The sequence below is a fragment of the Pseudomonas sp. S2_F07 genome (assembly GCF_054668325.1).
The window spans coordinates 382,002-399,333 of record NZ_CP162758.1 but is presented as its reverse complement, the minus strand read 5'-3'; the positions used below and the strand labels follow the sequence as shown (position 1 = coordinate 399,333).

Sequence of the window (17,332 nt, the reverse complement as noted above, 5' to 3'; positions counted from 1 at the left end):
GTTGAGGCATAATCGCGCGCCCCCGCTGCCACCCACATAGCCACCACCGTTGCAAGGTACCGCCAATGAAAGCTCAAGCCCGCCATATTCTGGTGAAAACCTCGGAAGAAGCCGAGCAGCTCAAACAACGTATCGCCAAGGGTGAAGCGTTCGATGTGCTGGCCAAGAAGTATTCGACCTGCCCATCGGGCAAGCGCGGCGGCGATCTCGGTGAGGTGCGGCCGGGGCAGATGGTCGGCGTGATCGATGCGGTGATCTTCAAGAAGCCCCTGCGGGTGGTGCATGGGCCGATCAAGAGCAAGTTCGGGTATCACCTGGTGCAGGTGTTTTACCGGGATTGAGTGGTTGGCTTTCGGCCCCCATCGCGAGCAAGCTCGCTCCCACAGAGGTAGTCGGTGTGGCTGCTATCTATTGCAACTCACTAATCCCTGTGGGAGCGAGCTTGCTCGCGATCCGTTGGCGCAGCCAGCGGCCATTCACCTCTTACTTCGGAATCAGCGCCCCCGGCACCTGAATCACCCGGCTCGCCAGCCGATGCCCGGCCTCGGCGGCGTCCGCAGGACTCCCGCCCTTGAGCCGCGAAGCCAGATACGCCGCGCTGAACGAATCCCCCGCCGCCGTGGTGTCCACCACCCGCTCGACCTTCTGCGCCGGCACCTCGAATGACTCACCATCACAACGAATCAGGCACGCCTGGGCACCGCGCTTGAGCACGACTTCCGGCGTACCGATCTGCGCATACGCGGCAAACACCGCGTCACAATCGGCATAACCGAACAACGCCTGTTCGTCCTCCACCGTCAGCAACGCCAGGTCGACGTGTGACAGCACGCAGCGATACGCCGCTTGTGCATCCTCGACCGATGCCCACAGCCGTGGCCGGTAGTTGTTGTCGAACACGATCCGCGCATCGCGCTGGCGGGCTTCGATCAGGGTTTCCAGCAGTTTTTCCCGACCTTGCGCGCCGAGTACCGCCAGGGTGATGCCGCTGAAATACAGCACGTCGTAATCCGGCAGCGCCGCGAGGATCGGCGCGGCGGCCGGGGTGGTGAAGCAATCGCGGACGGCCGCTTCATTGCGCCAGTACAGAAAACGTCGCTCACCGGCGGCGTCAGTCTGGATGCAATACAAGCCCGGCAGGCGTCCGGGCAGGCGCTGAACCATGGTGAGGCCGATGTTTTCCGCCGCCCAGCCCTGGCACATCGCGTCGCTGAAACTGTCATCGCCCAGGGCGGTGACGTAGTCCACGCAGCCGTCCTCTGCCAGTTCCCGGGACAGGTACACCGCCGTATTCAAGGTGTCGCCGCCGAAACTTTGTTGCAGGCTGCCGTCGGCGCGATGCTGCAACTCGATCATGCATTCGCCGATCAGGGCGATGCGTGGAGTATGGGGGCCCAGGGTGTTGATGGTGTTCATACGCGGATTTCTCTTTTGTCTGGTAGAGCCTCTTCGCGAGCAATCCCGCTCCCACATTGGATCTTCGGTGTACACAAACCCTGTAGGAGCGGGATTGCTCGTGAAAGCCGCGCCGCGGGTTTCAGTCTTAGAAACAGGTTTCCATGGTCTCGATAACGTTCAGTTGCTCATCCACCAGGCAGCCAACACGCCATTTATCGAACGTCAGGCACGGGTGCGAGGTACCAAACGAAATGATGTCGCCCACCCGCAGATCAACCCCCGGCGCCACGGTCATGAACGCATGCTGGTCCATCACCGCGGTCACTTTGCAGGCGCCCACATCATCGCCCTTGGCCGGCACGGTGCCTGCCTTGTAACGCAGCAATGGCACCGGCAAACCGGCGTCGTAGGCCACGTCGCGCTTGCCCAGGGCAATCACCGCAAACCCCGGCTCCGGCAGCGACTGCACATGCGCCCACACTTCCAGCGCCGGACGCAGGCCCTCGTGCAGGTCGCTGCGACGGTCGAGCACGCAACACTGCGCTTCCTTGTAGATGCCATGGTCATGAGCCACGTAGCTGCCGGGACGCAGTACGCTGAGGAAGCGCCCGGCGGCGTTCTGTGCTTCAAAGGACTCGGCAATCAGGTCATACCAGGCCGAACCCGATGCAGTGATGATCGGCTTGGCAATGGCGAAGGCTGCGCTGTCCTGCAATTGCACCGCCAGACGCACCAGTGACTCGGCGAAATCACGAATGCCGGTCACCGCGTGATCGCCATGGATCACGCCTTCGTAGCCTTCGATCCCGGTCAGGGCCAGCGCCGGTTGTGCGCCGATGGCCTTGGCCAGATCCAGCACTTGCTGCTCGCTGCGGCAACCGCAACGTCCACCCACCACACCGTATTCGATCATGACGTTCAGGCGCACACCACGGGAGGCGAAATAAGCGCCGAGGTCGGCGACGTTGTCCGGGTGATCGACCATGCAATAGAAGTCGAACGTCGGGTCGGCCAGCAGGTCGGCGATCAATGCCATGTTCGGCGTGCCGACCAATTGGTTGGCCATCAGCACCCGGCGTACCCCATGGGCGTAGGCCGCCCGGGTTTGCGTGGCGCTGGCCAGGGTGATGCCCCAGGCACCGGCGTCCAGTTGGCGACGGAACAACGCCGGGGTCATGCTGGTTTTGCCATGGGGCGCCAGTTCCGCGCCGCTGTCGCTGACGAACGCCTGCATCCAGCGAATGTTGTGTTCCAGCGCATCGCGGTGCAGTACCAGCGCAGGCAAGCTGACGTCACGCACCAGGCTGGCGCCCTTGGGCGCGGTGCCTTTTTCCACGGCGGCAGTATTGGGGACAGAAGACATGGTCGAACTCCTCGTTCACGCGGCCGCAGGTAGCCGCTGTTATTCGTTGATGCGACGGGCCAGGCTGCTGGCGCTTGCGATCAGCACCCGGCGGTAGTCGTTGTAGTTGTTCTTGGCATCGGCCCGTGGGGCGACGATGCACAGGGTCGCGATGGCCACGCCGTCGGGGTCTTTGACCGGGGCGGCGAAGCAATGGGTAAAAGTATCGGCCACGCTATCGAAGGAAAAGAAACCATCGATACCGGCCTGACGGATTTCCTTGAGAAACTGCGCAAGTTCCAGGCGATCGCCATTGGGCAGGATGAAGTCGTCGTGGTCGATCAGGTCGACGATAGCCTGGTCGCTCAGGTGCGCCAGCAGCAGGCGCCCGGATGCGGTCCAGGGGATGGGCGCGTTTTCGCCGATGTCCGAGGAAATGCGGAAATGCCGCTCCCCCTCCTTCATCAGCGCGACGGTGTACTTGCGCCCGTTGAGCAGGCACATCTGCGCCGTTTCACCGGTCTGGCTGACGATGTCCTGCAAGGCGTGATCGGCCTCGCGGGTCAGGTCGAAATGCCGCAGGTGTGCCTGCCCGAGAAAGTACAACTGGCGACCGAGATAGACATGACCGTCCTTGCCCACCGGTTCCAGGATCCGTCGCTCCAGCAGCGAGGCCACCAGTTCGTAGACCGTGGATTTGGGGCTGACGATGCCGTTGGCGATGTCATTCGGACGCAGGGGCTGGCCGATCTCCTTGAGGAAATCGAGGATATCGAACGCCCGGTCCAGCCCGCGTGCCCGGCGCTTGATGGTGTCTTCGGTCATTTCAGTGGTTCCCATTCATAGTCGCCCGTAGGAGCTGCCGCAGGCTGCGATCTTTTGATTCTGTCTTGGCTGCACCCATCAAAAAACGCCAGAAGATCGCAGCCTTCGGCAGCTCCTACAAGAGCAACCGCGGACTCAAGCCTTCTTCTTGTACGCAATGCAGTCAATCTCGACCTTGCAGTCGACCATCATGTTCGCCTGCACGCAGGCCCGCGCTGGTGCGTGTTCGGGCTTGAAGTACTCGGAGAAGACCTTGTTGAAACTCGTGAAATCCCGTGGATCCTCCAGCCACACGCCGGCACGCACCACGTCTTCCAGGCCGAAACCTGCCTCTTCGAGAATCGCGATCAGGTTCTTCATGGCCTGGTGAGTCTGCTCGACGATGCCACCGACAATGATCTCGCCATCCAGCGCCGGCACCTGGCCAGACACGTGCAGCCAGCCATCGGCTTCGACAGCGCGGGCGAATGGACGAGGCTGACCGCCAGCGGCGGTGCTGCCAGTGCCATAACGAGTAATGCTCATGAGTGTTTCTCCTGACTGGAAGTGTTTATTCCGCTATACCGGAACTAGGTGTGCAACAACGGAATAGAGAGCAGAAAGTTTGCCACAGGATGTGGAGGGAATGTGAGGGAGATTGGAATTTGTTTTCAATCAGAGCAATGGGTATCAGGTTCTCAATTGGCTGCTCATGAACCCATTCGAAGCAAAACCCGCGACTCAGAGCAGCTTCATTGGACAACCGCCCATCCGGCTGCTTTATTCTATGTCCAGGAAATAACCGGTTTTAGCAGCCGCGACGTAATCGGCGTGCGCGGTCCCAGGAGGGTTGATGTCTTTTAAAGTCATGATGGTTTTCGGTACGCGTCCGGAGGCCATCAAGATGGCCCCATTGGCACGGGTTCTGCGCAATTGGCCGGGTATCACCCTGAACATCTGCTCCACGGGCCAGCACCGGGAAATGCTCAAGCAGGTCCTCGACTCGTTCGAACTGACGGTTGATGAGGACTTGCAGGTGATGACCCAGGGCCAGACCCTCAACGGTCTCTCCGAACAATTGCTGGGGCATCTCGACAAAGCCTACGAGCGGGTGCATCCGGATATCGTGCTGGTGCACGGCGATACCACCACCAGCTTCATTGCCGCCCTCGCCGCCTTCAATCGCCAGATACCCATCGGCCACGTCGAGGCGGGGTTGCGTACCGGCAACTTGCGCGCACCCTGGCCGGAGGAAGCCAACCGACACCTGACCGGCGTCATCGCCGACCTGCATTTCGCACCGACCCTCATCAACCAGGACAACCTGCTGCGCGAAGGTGTGTCCAAGGCCAACATCGAAGTCACCGGTAACACGGTGATCGACGCGCTGGTATGGATGCGCAAACACCAACAGGAAGTCCACTGGCACCCGGCCGCCGATTCGCCGCTGGCCGTGCTCGACGACAACCGACGCATGGTGCTGATCACCGGGCATCGCCGGGAGAACTTCGGCGGCGGTTTTCGCAACATCTGCCAGGCCCTGGCCATCCTCGCCGAACGTTATCCCGACGTGCAATTCGTCTACCCGGTGCACCTCAATCCGCAGGTGCAAAAGGCGGTCTACAGCGTCCTCTCGGACAAACCCAATATCTATCTGGTGGCGCCGCAGGATTACCAGCACTTCGTCTGGCTGATGGACCGCGCTTATTTCATTCTCACCGACTCCGGCGGCATCCAGGAGGAAGCCCCGGCCATTGGCAAGCCGTTGTTGGTGCTGCGCGATGTCACGGAGCGGCCAACGGCGCTCGAAGGCGGAACGGTGGTGCTGGTGGGCACCGATACCGACCGCATCGTCAATGAGTCGAGCCTGTTGTTCGATGATGAGGCCACTTTCGAGCGCATGAGCCGGGTCCACAGCCCTTATGGCGACGGGCACGCCAGTGAACGCATCGCCAATCGACTCGGCGTATGGCTCAAACACCGTACAGCGGGTAAAGCCGTATGAGCCTGGTGTTTGTCGACCTCTTTGCCTATGTGTTGTTCGGACTCAAATACCTCGCGATTACCCTGGCCCTGCTGATGTTCCTGCTCGGGCTCGATGACCTGTTCATCGACCTGGTGTACTGGACCCGCAAACTGATCCGGCGCTGGCGAATCTATGAAAAATTCGACCGCGCCGATGAGCAACGGCTGTACTCCATCGGCGAAAAACCCCTGGCGATCATGGTGCCGGCGTGGAACGAAGTCGGTGTGGTCGGTGAAATGGCGCGCCTGGCCGCCTCGACCATCGACTACGAGAACTATCAGATTTTCGTCGGCACCTACCCCAACGACGCCGAGACCCAGGCCGACGTCGATGCAGTGTGCCGGCATTATCCCAATGTGCACAAAGTGGTGTGCGCACGCCCCGGCCCGACCAGCAAGGCCGACTGCCTGAACAACGTGATCGACGCCATCCTGCGCTTTGAAAACGACGCAAAGATCCAGTTCGCCGGCTTCATCCTGCACGATGCCGAGGACGTGATTTCGCCGATGGAGTTGCGCCTGTTCAACTACCTGCTGCCGGCCAAGGACCTGATCCAGATTCCGGTCTATCCCTACGCGCCGCAATGGAATGGCTTCACCGCCGGGCACTACGTCGACGAGTTCGCCGAAAACCATGGCAAGGACGTCATCGTGCGTGAAGCACTGACCGGGCAAGTGCCCAGCGCCGGGGTCGGCACCTGCTTCAGCCGTAAGGCCATCAGTGCCCTGCTCGAGGACGGTGACGGTATCGCTTTCGACGTGCAGAGCCTGACCGAAGACTACGACATCGGTTTCCGCCTCAAGCAAAAAGGCATGAAGTGCATCTTTGCCCGCTATTCGGTAACCGATCCGAAACTGGCACTGGAACAACCCTGGGTGTTCGGCATGGATCGCGCCTTTTCCCAGGTGATCTGCGTGCGCGAGCACTTTCCCCGGGACTTGCAGTACGCGATCCGGCAGAAGTCGCGCTGGATCGTCGGCATTGTGTTCCAGGGCACCAAGAATCTGGGCTGGAGCAGCAAAGGCCTGCTCAATTATTTTCTGTGGCGCGACCGCCGTGGCCTGATTGCGTACCTGTTGAGCTTCCTGGTGAACATACTGCTGGTGGTGTTGCTGGCGATGTGGCTGGTCACAGTAATCGCACCGAACGCCTGGCGGTTCCCCTCGATCCTCTCTGACAGCACGTTGTTGGCGGGCCTGCTCTGGCTCAATGGCTTCATGCTGCTCAATCGGCTATTCCAGCGCGGTTGGTTTGTCACCCGTTTTTACGGACTGGGCGAAGGACTGCTGTCGGCCCCCCGGATGGTGTGGAGCAATTTCGTCAATTTCTTCGCCAACCTTCGGGCCTTGCGCCAGGTGATGGAAATGGGCGATTCGCGTCGCGTCGCCTGGGACAAGACCACCCATGAGTTTCCGGCCCTGGCCGAGGCCCAGCGCACCCCGCTGGGACATCGACTGGTGGAAAAAGGCCTGCTTTCTGAAGATCAACTCGAAGCCGCGATCACCAACCCGGTGCGCCGACGCCTGGGTCAGGAGTTGCTGCTGCGCGGGCACATCGACACCACGCAACTGGTGCAGGCCCTGGCCGAGCAACTGGACCTGGAATGGGCGCCACTCAATCCGTTCAAGCTCGACAAACGCCTGATCGACGCGGTGCCGCGCAAAATCGCCACACACTACGGCGTGCTGCCGGTCGGCGAGGAAAACGAAACCCTGGTACTGGCCTCCGAAGGTCCGGTGAGCCAGGTGTCCCTGGGAGCCATCAGCCGTCAACTGAAACGCAAGGTGCGTTGCCGCCTTGCACCGCAAGGCCGGGTGACACTGGGGATCCGCTATTGGTACGCCAGCCCTCGTCAAAGCGAAGAAGTACATCAGATGCTTGAGGTGCTGGAAAAAAATCAGGACGACGAAGACCTGATCGAGCGCATCAGCCATCACCAGGTGTTGCTGGGCAATCTGTTGCAAGTACGCGGCATGGTGCCGCCAACCCTGTTCAATCAGGCACTGATCGATTTCGATGCGGAAAAAATGTCTCTAGGTGAACACTTGATTGAACGCGGCATGATCACACAGGAAATTCTCGAACAGGCCTTGGTCGATCAGGCGAGTGAGCAGCACGCTGCCTACTGCATTGCCCGGGAGGCCGCATGAAGCCTGTCCATCGCCAGACCCTGATGGCCGGTAGCCTGTTGCTCTGCCTGACCACGCCGGCGTGGGTGCAAGCCGAACCCCTGACCGATTTCGATCAGTTCCGCAGTTACCCCTATATGGACCGCAGTTACCGCGAAGCGAAAAACGGCAACTGGAAGGAAGTCGAACGGCTGATGCGTCACCTGCTGGGTCAAGTACCAGGAAACGATGAAGCACGGGCGCTGCTGGTGCAATCGCTGGTCAAGCAGCAACGCTACGAAGACGCCGTGCAAGCGCTGCAGGATACCCCGGCCAACAGCGAAGCCCTGCTCAACCTGCGCCTGGCCTGGATCGAACAGGATCCGCCAGACAGAAAACAGGTGGAGCAATGGATCGCCTCCAGCAATATCGAGCATCGCGTGCGCCTGTGGCAGGCCTACAGTGCGAGCCTGGCCAAGCGCGGTGGCGCGGCCTCGGCCCATGACTGGCTGGCCCAACTGCCAGCCAAGGGTGATGAGCAAGCGCTGCAACAGGCCCGGGCCAACTGGTCCGAGCAGTTGCACGATTGGGATAGCACCATCAAGGAGCTGGCGCCCCTGGCCGCGAAACAACAACTCGATGCCCAAAGCTGGCAACGCCTGGCCAACGCCTACGTGCAACGCCTCGACGAGCAACCCTTGCAGCAACTGCTGCAAACGGCGCCAAGCGCGGAAGCCGCGCGCAAGACCCGACTGGCCATGGTCGACCGGGCGATTGCCATGGGCCAGGTCCAGCAGGCGCAGCGCTGGATGCAATCGCTGCCGCCCGCCGATCTTGCCGATCCGGCGCAACGCCAGCGCCTGTGGGAACTGGCACGGCAAACCGGCGACAGCGCCACGGTACAACGCTTGAGTGGTGAGTTGCAGCGGCCGTGCCTGGAGACCGCCGACTGGCTGTCACGTCGTGATCCGCAAGCGGCGCTGACCCAGTTGAAAAGTTGCCAGCCTGATGAAAATCCGCAAGCATGGCTGGTCCTCGCCCAGCGCCTGCAAGCCACCGACCTGCTGCAAGCGACCCGTCTGCCGGAACCCTGGGACACGCAACGCCGCGAACAGCTGCTCGACGTCTGGCGGGATGAAGGCCGCAACGACAAAGTCATGGCCTACCTCGCCAGCCAGCCGCAGACCGCCGACGTGGTCAAGCGTCGCGCTGAACTGCTCCAGGCATCGGATCACGATACCGAAGCGGCGGCATTCTGGGAGCGGCACTACCAGCAGACCGGCAACCTCAACTCGCTGAATCAGGCGACCTACCTGGCGCTCAAAGCCGGCCAGCGGGAACATGCGCAACAATTGCTCGAAAGCGCCTTCGACCGCCACGGCGGCAAGCTGCCGACGCCCCTGCTGCAACGATTGGCGGGGTTGTATGCCGCATCGACACCAACCGCGGCACAACAGCAACGCATCGTTTCGTTGCTCAACCGCGTCGACCCCGCCACTCGCGGGCAGTTGCTGGCGCAACTGGCGGAAAACGGCCAGTGTGGCGCGGTTCAACAGGCGATTGGCGATCACCCGCAAGTCGCAGGCGACTACCGCGCCCTCGGCCGCTGTGCAATGCCCGAGCGCCCCGGCGAAGCGGTGGTGTACTACCAGACCGCCGAAAAAATGGGTGACCCGAACACTCGCCTGCCACTCGCCTACGCCCTGGAAGCGTCCGGAGACTCGGCCGGTGCCCTGGCCATCTGGCGCAGCATTCCGGACGCCGAACTCAGCGACAATGCCCGCCTCACTGCCAGCCGCGGCGCCCTGAATATCGGCGACACGCAAACGGCCGAACGCTACTGGCAACTAAGCCGTACCCGTGGCGCCAATGAGTGGACGTTGGGCGCGGCGATTGCCGATGCCCGGGGCGATCACGCGCTCGCGCTGCAACGCCAGCGTTCCGCCCTGCAGCTGGTACCGGATGCCGAGCATTACTACGCGGCTTCGGTCACGGCGCAAAAGGCCGGCGACCTGCAGCAAAGTACCGAATGGCTTGCCGAAGCGGTGCGCCGCGAGCCGAACAACCCCCGTTATCGTGCCGACTACGGCGTACGCCTGGCCGGTGCCGAGACCAAGGCAGCACGCGCCAGTTCCATCCCGTACCTGCAACGCGCCAACCAGGACTTCCCGGAAGACTATCGCCTCGGCGAAACACTGGCCTGGCGTTATGACGAGGTCGAAGACAGCGCCTCGGCGCGCAAGGAACTGGAACGCGTGATCGACCTGGAGCAGAACCCGGTGGCCGCCGATGACGAGGATGGCAGCATGGAAGCGCGGCGCTATCGCCAGCGTCGTGCTCACGAAAGCCTGTCCCGTCGCGACTCAGTCACCATCGCCAGTACCTGGTCGCCGGCCGGGATATCGACCAACGACTTCGTGCGCCCTGACCAGAGCACCGGCACGCAGCGACGCTCCAGTTCGCAGAACGTCCAACTGGCCATGTGGGACCACGCATTGGGCGATGAACCCAGCCGCGCCGGCAGCACGCTGTCGGTCTATGGCCGCGTGTTGCTTGGCGGCGTGGGCCGCTCGAGCTATGCCGAATCCCTGGGCACCGGCGTCGGCCTGCGCTACAAGCCCTGGGGCACCGCCAACATCAACTTCTATGGCGAGATCTACAAACAAAGCCAGTTCGATGACCAGGACAACCATGGCCTGAGCCTCGGCCAGATGCTGGTCCCCGACAAGGTATCCGATCAGGCCGAGGATCACCGCGATGATGGCCACACCACCACCGACTACCTGCTGCGGACAACGGCGTCGTTCCTTGATCAGGGTCGATTCCGCAACGATTGGCGGGTCGATGAAAGCGATTGGGAGGAGCGCTTCCTCTACCTCGACGCGGCGTGGTGGACCAAGGCCGGCGACCATCAATGGCTGTCGCGCTTCCAGCAAGGTCACACCTGGAAACTGCCGTTCAACGGCGCACAAACGATCATGCCGTACGGTTTCCTCGAATTCGCCAGCCAGGACCCGAGCAACGACTGGCGCCAGGACCTGCGCACCGGTCTGGGCCTGCGTTGGCAATGGTGGTTTGACGATGACATATACAACGCCTATCGCGCGCACCTGACAGTACGCACCGAGTATCAACAAGCGTTGGGCGGCAATCTGTATGACGGCGGTAACGGCGTGCTGCTGGGCGTGGAGTTGAATTTCTGATGAAGCGACTTCTTTTGACTTTGTGCCTGCTGCTGGGCACCACGGCGACCCATGCCGACGAGCGGATTTTCTATCAACCGCTCAATGTCGATGCCAACCTGAGCCAGGCGCAATGGCAGCGGATCTGGCAGGACAGCGCCCGCGAGGGTGTGCACACGGTGATCGTGCAGTGGACGGCCTACGGCGATTCGGACTTCGGCGGCGCCGATGGCTGGCTCGCCGGCAGCCTGAAGCAGGCCCAGGCCCAGGGCCTGAAACTGGTGCTGGGCCTGTACATGGACCCGGCCTATTACCACCGCATCAATGAGCTGGACAGTGCCGGGCTGGCAACGTACTGGCAGACGCAACTGGGGCAGTCGCTGGCCCGGCAGCAGAAGCTGCGCAAGGACTGGAAACTCCCGGTCAGCGGCTGGTATCTGCCCATGGAACTGGATGACCTGCACTTTCTAGCACTGGATCGCCGGCAAAGGTTGCAACGCCAGCTCAAGGACTTTTCCGCCAAACTCGATGCGCCATTGCACATCAGTGTGTTCAACGTCGGCAAACTCGCGCCGCAAGTAAATGGCCAATGGCTAGGAGAATTGGCGAACGCCGGAATCCAGGTGTGGTGGCAGGACGGTGCCGGCACTGGACGCTTGCCACCCTTGATTCGCAATGGCTACGCCAATGCACTGCCCTGCTCCATCGGCATTGTCAGGGAAGCCTTCCGGCAAGTCAGCGCTGCCGGGCAACCCTTCCGTGCCGAAGCGATGGCCCCGCAAACCTCTTCGCCGGGTTGCCACCCGACATCGGTTTTCTCCCTGCGCTACCGCCCCTGGGGCAAGGTGATTCTCGACAACCAGCACAACGGCAAGGTCGGCGATGTACAAAACCATTGAAGAAGAAGTGCTGAAAAAATCGGCGCCGACTGAGCTCAGGGCCGAGTTTCTCCAGCATGAATTCGAACGGCTGCACACCTTTTGCGTGCTGATCTACATCGCCAGTATCGTGGTCTGGATTGCTTACGACCTGATCCTGAGTTTCATCGGCGGGCAGCCATTCACCTGGCGTTCGCTGGTGTTTTTCGGTGTCTTCGCGATTCTCCTCATCACTCTGCTGTTCATCCGCGACGCCCGGCACTTCCAGAAACTCAACCTGTTGTTTGTGCTCACCATTGCCTTCGGCACGCGGCTGCTCATCGAAGGCCTGGGCAACGACCACCAACCGGCCTGGCTGTTGCTGGCGGCCTCGACCACTCTGTTCACGGCTTCGGTGTTGCCGCTGAGCCGCTGGTCATTCTTTGCCGCGCAATGGGTGACCTGGTGGTTTCTCAACCCCTTCTACCACACCGGTATCGAACAGTTTGAACTGGGGGGCGTGATGGCCCTCAGTTACACGACATTTATCGGCGGCCTGACCATCTACAGCTTCCTGACACTGCGCAAGGCCAAGCTCTACAACTTCATCATGTCCAAGCTGCTGCTGGACCAGGCCTACATCGACACGCTCACCGAAATCCCCAATCGCCGTTCGTTCATGACACGCGCCAACCTGCAATTGAACAACGTGCCGCGGGAAACCGACCACTACCTGGCGATGATCGACATCGACAACTTCAAGAAGGTTAACGACGTCTACGGCCACGACATTGGCGATGAGGTGCTCAAGCGCATTGCGCAGGACATCAAGTCGGTGATGGCTCACTACGAATATGCGCGATTGGGTGGCGAGGAGTTCGCGATTTACCTGGCCGGGGTTCGCCGCGAAGACGTCGAGACGCTGGCCGGTGAACTGTGTCGGGTGGTGCGCGAGCAACCCACTCGACACCCGGTGACCATCAGCATCGGCCTGGCCCGGGTACTCGACGGGGACACACTGAACCAGGCGCTGATCAAGGCCGATGCGGCCTTGTATGAGTCAAAACATACCGGGAAAGATCGGTATACGTTTCATCAATAAAGTTATCTATCCCACCCGCTGCACAGTGCGCCCTCATTGGTAACCGAGCGAGGCGCACCATCTAGAAACGATAAGTTTAAACCCTACAAACCTGATTGCCACTGTCAACTATGACAGTAGACGCTTCGGAGTATGCGAGGAAATACTGGCACGTATCTCACTTTCGACTCCAAAGGAATCAGACATGAATACGGCGAGAACTTTGTTTTTTTGCGCGACGCTGGGAATGGGTTTAACAGGTTGTAACGTTGATCCGGACGCGACTGTTTCCACGGTCAGTGAAGAGTGCAGCAGCTTGGTCAATGGAAAGTACATCGGCCAGAATGGCCCTGAAGTTTGTGTCACGACACCACTTTCAAAAAGTGCCACCTCCATCTCGGGCACTATCGTTGGGGCCACGACTACTGGCCCGTTCATGGTAACGGCGGTAACCAGTGATGGCGCCATTTTGAAGCAGGTTTCCACGCTGGCCAACGGTAACTTCACGATGTCTCAATTGAATCTTCAGAACCTGCCTGGCAAGGGTATTTCATTTTCGGTGTTTGTAAACGGTATCAGCTCACCGCCCACCAAACTGGTAGTCGGTCAAGAGCCACCGTCAAAATGTTCCCTGGGAACTCCAAACTTTCCGTTATGTGGCACTTATCCCGGCGCGATCTTTTTTCCAATCAAAACCTCCATTACCACCATTTTCTCTGTTTCACCTGGGGAATATTATACTGGGGCTACCTTGCACCCGCTTCTCGTGGGTTTAGATACAACTCGCTGGAAGACAGACCGTTACATCAGCTTTTTACAAAGCGTTCCTGATTACATAAAGCCGGGACATGAGCAGACCGTTATTGCGACTATCGATAACACTGAGTCTTTTGCCTACCCAGTCACTCAAACTGTTTTGCCCGCTCAACAGTAAAAATCCCACGAACAATGTGTTCACCGTCGGGCGCACGCAGGGCCGGTACGCCGATGCGCAATCCGGTTCCCGTGTCCCGATGATCTAGTGCTTGAATGACGTCATCACCCGCTCGGCATTTTCATCGCAGCTCATGCCTTCGGGCCGGGCCTGGATGGTGTCGATCCAGCCCAGCAACTGCGCCTTGCTATGGGCCAGGTGCCGTTGCATCTCTTCGATCTGCTCGATCTTGCGGTGCAGGCCGGCCATCAACTCATCATGCTTGAACGCGCCCGTCACATTATCCGGCAGTAATTGTCTGAGTTCTTCCAGGCTGAAACCCGCTTGCTGCGCGCACTGGATGATTTGCAGGGTTTGCAGCGCCTGTTGCGAGTAACGTCGATAACCGTTGGATGAGCGCTCGACCTGGCGGATCAACCCCTGAGACTCGTAAAAACGAATTCGCGATGCGGTCAACCCGCTCAACTGCGCCAATTCACCAATCTTCATTGCGACCTCGTTTACCTGCTTGACATTAAAGTTAACTTTAAGCTTAGCCTCTGCTCATCACTACGAGGAGTCAAGCATGTCGCCCTTTCAAGCGTTGAATTTGCCCAACGGCCAGACCATCGGCAATCGCATTGCCAAAGCCGCGATGGAAGAGAACCTCGCCAATACCGAGCAAGTGCCCGATGAAGCGCTGTTTCGCCTGTATCAGGCCTGGGCCGAGGGCGAGGCCGGCTTGTTGCTGACCGGTAATGTGATGATCGACCGCCGCGCCATGACCGGCCCCGGTGGTGTAGCACTGGAAGACGAGCGCCACCTGGAGCGCTTCCGCCAGTGGGCTAGCGTCGGCCGGGCCGGCGGTGCGCACTTCTGGGTGCAGCTCAACCACCCTGGCCGCCAGACCATGGCCAACCTCGGCCAGCAAGCCCTGGCACCGTCGGCGGTTGCGCTGGATCTGGGCCAATTCTCGAAGATGTTCGCCGAACCCAAGCCCATGACCGAGGACGACATCCAAGAGGTGATCCGACGCTTCGCCAGCAGCGCCGCACTGGCCGAGAAAGCCGGTTTTACCGGTGTGCAGATCCACGCCGCCCACGGCTACCTGCTCAGCCAGTTCCTTTCGCCGCTCACCAATCGGCGCACCGATCAGTGGGGTGGCTCCCTGGAAAACCGTGCGCGCCTGCTGTTGTCCGTTGTCGAGGCAGTTCGCCAGGCGGTGTCGCCGCAATTTTGCGTGTCGGTAAAACTCAATTCGGCGGATTTCCAGCGCGGTGGTTTCGATGCCGAGGATGCGCGGCAAGTGATCCAGTGGCTGAACGAACAAGCGATCGACCTGCTGGAACTCTCCGGCGGCAGTTACGAGGCACCGGCCATGCAAGGCGAAGCGCGCGACGGCCGGACCCTGGCACGGGAGGCGTACTTTCTGGAAATGGCCGGTGAACTGGCCAGCGTGGCGCGCATGCCCGTGATGGTGACTGGCGGGATCCGCCGTTTGGCGATCGTCGAACACGTGCTCGACAGCGGCCTTGCCATGGCCGGCATCGGCACCGCGCTGGCCGTTGAGCCGCACTTGGTCAAGCACTGGCGCGAAGGCCAGGACAGCCATCCGCAACTGCCGCCAATCCGCTGGAAGCGCAAGCCCCTGGTGGCGCTGGCGAGCATGGCGGTGGTCAAGTTCCAGCTGCATCGCTTGAGCCGTGGGCGCAAAACCCGACCTGAAGTCTCGGCGCTATGGGCGTTGATTCTCGACCGGTTATACATTGGCAAGCGCACCCGGCAGTATCGGCAGGCGATGGGTAAGTGATCCGAAATGGATGGTGACTGACCCACCGCTTTCGCGAGCAAGCTCGCTCCCACAGGGGAACGCATTCCAAATGTGGGAGCGGGCTTGCTCGCGAAGAGGCCATTCCAGGCAACCCGGAATTCAGCCAGGAAGCAGCTCGTCAATGTGCCGATACTCGGCCTGCAACTGCGCCGCCAACACCCTGCTGCGCCCAAGCCGGATCGGCCCGCGCTCGATGTCGATCAACAGCCCCGGGCACTCCAGCACGGGCAACAACGACCAGTCCTTGAGCCGGCCATCGGTCACCAGCAGCAACCGCTGTTGCTCCGCCGGAAAACGCTTTTGCCGTGCGGCGAGCCATCGACCGGCTTCGCCCAATGCCGCCAGCAACGGCGTACCACCACCGGCACCAAGACCCTCGAGCCACTGGCGCAACCCGGTCGAGGCCTTCAATCCCTGCACCTGCCACTTCGGTACTGCACCGCTGGCCGTGAGCAAAGCCAGTCGGGCGCGCTGGCGATAGGCATCGTCGAACAGCTGTGCCAGCAACCCCTTGGCATCGCTCAATGCCTGATGACGGCGGGTCGATGCGGAGGCATCAACGATTACCAGCCACAGTTCATGGGGCGAGCGAGTGCGCAGGTGAAACAACAGGTCTTCGCACTGACGCGGTCGGCCATTGAGCAATGTGCCAGGCCAGTTGACCGAGCCGTTGGGGGCTGCATGACGCTTGCCCTGTTTGCCGTGGTCCAGCCGCCCGGCCCGGGGTCTGGCATTCGCCCCCGCGTCGCGGCGAAGGCGAATGCCTAGGGCTTTTTTGGCCAGCTCGGCACTTCACGTCGTGCGCCGACCGCCAGCGCCTGGGCAGGCAATTCGCCCCACTGGCCCTGCCCTTCGCTCGGGTTGGTGTTCTGCGGCGCCGAGGGTTGCGCAGCCTGGGATGGCTGAGGCGCCGGCGGTGAATGCTCGCGACGACGATGGCGCAAGGCAAACTCGGCCACGGCGTCGATATCTTCCTCGGCGATGGCGTTCGCCCCACGCCAGGCAGCATGCGCCCGGGCGGCGCGCAGCCAGACCAGGTCGGCGCGCAAACCATCGACGCCGGCGGCAAAGCAACGCTCGGTGATGTGCGCCAGCGCCTGATCGTCGAGGGCAATGTTTGTCAGCGCGTTGCGTGCGTTCTGGCAACGTTCGCGCAAAGACGCCTGCGCGGACTCCCATTCGGCGCAGAAACCTTGCGGATCGCTGTCGAAATCCAGGCGACGGCGGATGATCTGACCGCGCTCGACCGGCGCGGTGTGGCCACCAAGGGCGACATTCAAGCCGAAACGGTCCAGCAATTGCGGACGCAGTTCGCCCTCTTCCGGGTTCATGGTGCCAATCAGCACGAACTTCGCCGAATGCCGATGGGAAATACCGTCACGCTCCACCAGATTGGTGCCGCTGGCGGCCACATCGAGCAGCAGGTCGACGAGGTGATCGGGCAACAGGTTGACCTCGTCAACATAGAGCACGCCACCGTCAGCCTTGGCCAGTACACCGGGGGAAAACTGTGCGCGACCTTCGCCCAGCGCCGCGTCGAGATCGAGGGTGCCGACCAGGCGTTCCTCGGTGGCGCCCAGCGGCAAGGTGACGAACTGACCGCTGGCCAGCAGGTCCGCCAGACCACGGGCCAGGGTCGACTTGGCCATGCCCCGCGGGCCTTCGATCAGCACGCCGCCGATTTTCGGGTCGATGGCGGTCAGGTACAGGGCCAGCTTCAAATCGTCGGCGCCGACCACGGCGGAGAGCGGGAAATGCGGGGTGTCGGTCATTGTTTTATCTCGGTCATG

At 61.2% G+C, this 17,332-nt stretch carries 15 protein-coding genes; 8 read left to right on the top strand and 7 right to left on the bottom strand.

Annotated features, from left to right (window positions below; translation table 11 throughout):
- Positions 1 to 65: 65 nt before the first annotated feature.
- Positions 66 to 341 carry a peptidylprolyl isomerase gene (locus tag AB4O40_RS01710; protein ID WP_007898282.1) on the top strand — a complete coding sequence of 92 codons (276 nt, stop codon included), beginning with the start codon at positions 66 to 68 and terminating at the stop codon, positions 339 to 341.
- Between the two features lie 142 nt (positions 342 to 483).
- Here AB4O40_RS01710 and AB4O40_RS01705 read toward each other — a convergent pair whose 3' ends face one another.
- The 4 genes from AB4O40_RS01705 to AB4O40_RS01690 form a co-directional block, all read right to left on the bottom strand.
- Positions 484 to 1,416: a sugar kinase gene (locus AB4O40_RS01705; RefSeq protein ID WP_056724425.1), complete on the bottom strand. Its 933-nt coding sequence runs from the start codon at positions 1,414 to 1,416 to the stop codon at positions 484 to 486.
- Positions 1,417 to 1,543: 127 nt separating this feature from the next.
- Positions 1,544 to 2,761 (bottom strand): amino acid deaminase, encoded by a 1,218-nt coding sequence (locus AB4O40_RS01700; RefSeq protein WP_056724423.1) that lies wholly within the window; start codon positions 2,759 to 2,761, stop codon positions 1,544 to 1,546.
- A 39-nt stretch (positions 2,762 to 2,800) separates the two neighbouring features.
- Positions 2,801 to 3,565 (bottom strand): IclR family transcriptional regulator, encoded by a 765-nt coding sequence (locus AB4O40_RS01695; protein ID WP_460058197.1) that lies wholly within the window; start codon positions 3,563 to 3,565, stop codon positions 2,801 to 2,803.
- 135 nt (positions 3,566 to 3,700) lie between these two features.
- Positions 3,701 to 4,090, bottom strand: coding sequence for a RidA family protein (locus tag AB4O40_RS01690; protein WP_056724419.1), 390 nt, complete (start codon positions 4,088 to 4,090; stop codon positions 3,701 to 3,703).
- A 307-nt stretch (positions 4,091 to 4,397) separates the two neighbouring features.
- On the opposite strand from AB4O40_RS01690, the gene wecB reads away from it, so the two are divergent.
- The 6 genes from wecB (at position 4,398) to AB4O40_RS01660 (ending at position 13,732) form a co-directional block, all read left to right on the top strand.
- Entirely contained in the window at positions 4,398 to 5,549 is a 1,152-nt protein-coding gene (wecB, locus tag AB4O40_RS01685; protein WP_056724417.1) for a non-hydrolyzing UDP-N-acetylglucosamine 2-epimerase, read from the top strand.
- The gene (gene nfrB / locus AB4O40_RS01680) at positions 5,546 to 7,720 is read left to right on the top strand and encodes a cyclic di-3',5'-guanylate-activated glycosyltransferase NfrB (RefSeq protein ID WP_414914333.1); all 2,175 of its coding nucleotides are present in this window, start codon (positions 5,546 to 5,548) and stop codon (positions 7,718 to 7,720) included. Before wecB ends, nfrB begins: the two co-directional genes overlap by 4 nt.
- A complete protein-coding gene (locus AB4O40_RS01675; RefSeq protein WP_460056469.1) occupies positions 7,717 to 10,881 on the top strand; it encodes an NfrA family protein in 3,165 nt (1,054 codons plus the stop codon). The genes nfrB and AB4O40_RS01675 overlap by 4 nt, the downstream gene beginning before the upstream one ends.
- Positions 10,881 to 11,759 (top strand): DUF4434 family protein, encoded by an 879-nt coding sequence (locus tag AB4O40_RS01670; protein WP_223542768.1) that lies wholly within the window; start codon positions 10,881 to 10,883, stop codon positions 11,757 to 11,759. Before AB4O40_RS01675 ends, AB4O40_RS01670 begins: the two co-directional genes overlap by 1 nt.
- On the top strand, positions 11,743 to 12,819 hold the full coding sequence (locus AB4O40_RS01665; RefSeq protein ID WP_223542769.1) for a GGDEF domain-containing protein: 1,077 nt from the start codon (positions 11,743 to 11,745) through the stop codon (positions 12,817 to 12,819). Before AB4O40_RS01670 ends, AB4O40_RS01665 begins: the two co-directional genes overlap by 17 nt.
- 184 nt (positions 12,820 to 13,003) lie before the next feature.
- Positions 13,004 to 13,732, top strand: coding sequence for a hypothetical protein (locus AB4O40_RS01660; RefSeq protein ID WP_223542770.1), 729 nt, complete (start codon positions 13,004 to 13,006; stop codon positions 13,730 to 13,732).
- A gap of 84 nt (positions 13,733 to 13,816) precedes the next feature.
- Here AB4O40_RS01660 and AB4O40_RS01655 read toward each other — a convergent pair whose 3' ends face one another.
- Positions 13,817 to 14,221: a MerR family transcriptional regulator gene (locus tag AB4O40_RS01655; RefSeq protein WP_223542771.1), complete on the bottom strand. Its 405-nt coding sequence runs from the start codon at positions 14,219 to 14,221 to the stop codon at positions 13,817 to 13,819.
- A gap of 76 nt (positions 14,222 to 14,297) precedes the next feature.
- On the opposite strand from AB4O40_RS01655, the gene AB4O40_RS01650 reads away from it, so the two are divergent.
- Positions 14,298 to 15,521, top strand: a complete 1,224-nt coding sequence (locus AB4O40_RS01650) for an NADH:flavin oxidoreductase/NADH oxidase family protein (RefSeq protein WP_223542772.1) — start codon at positions 14,298 to 14,300, stop codon at positions 15,519 to 15,521.
- Between the two features lie 120 nt (positions 15,522 to 15,641).
- Here AB4O40_RS01650 and AB4O40_RS01645 read toward each other — a convergent pair whose 3' ends face one another.
- Positions 15,642 to 16,187, bottom strand: a complete 546-nt coding sequence (locus AB4O40_RS01645) for a vWA domain-containing protein (RefSeq protein ID WP_409078972.1) — start codon at positions 16,185 to 16,187, stop codon at positions 15,642 to 15,644.
- Between the two features lie 119 nt (positions 16,188 to 16,306).
- Positions 16,307 to 17,314, bottom strand: a complete 1,008-nt coding sequence (locus tag AB4O40_RS01640) for an ATP-binding protein (protein ID WP_223542773.1) — start codon at positions 17,312 to 17,314, stop codon at positions 16,307 to 16,309.
- Positions 17,315 to 17,332 lie beyond the last annotated feature (18 nt).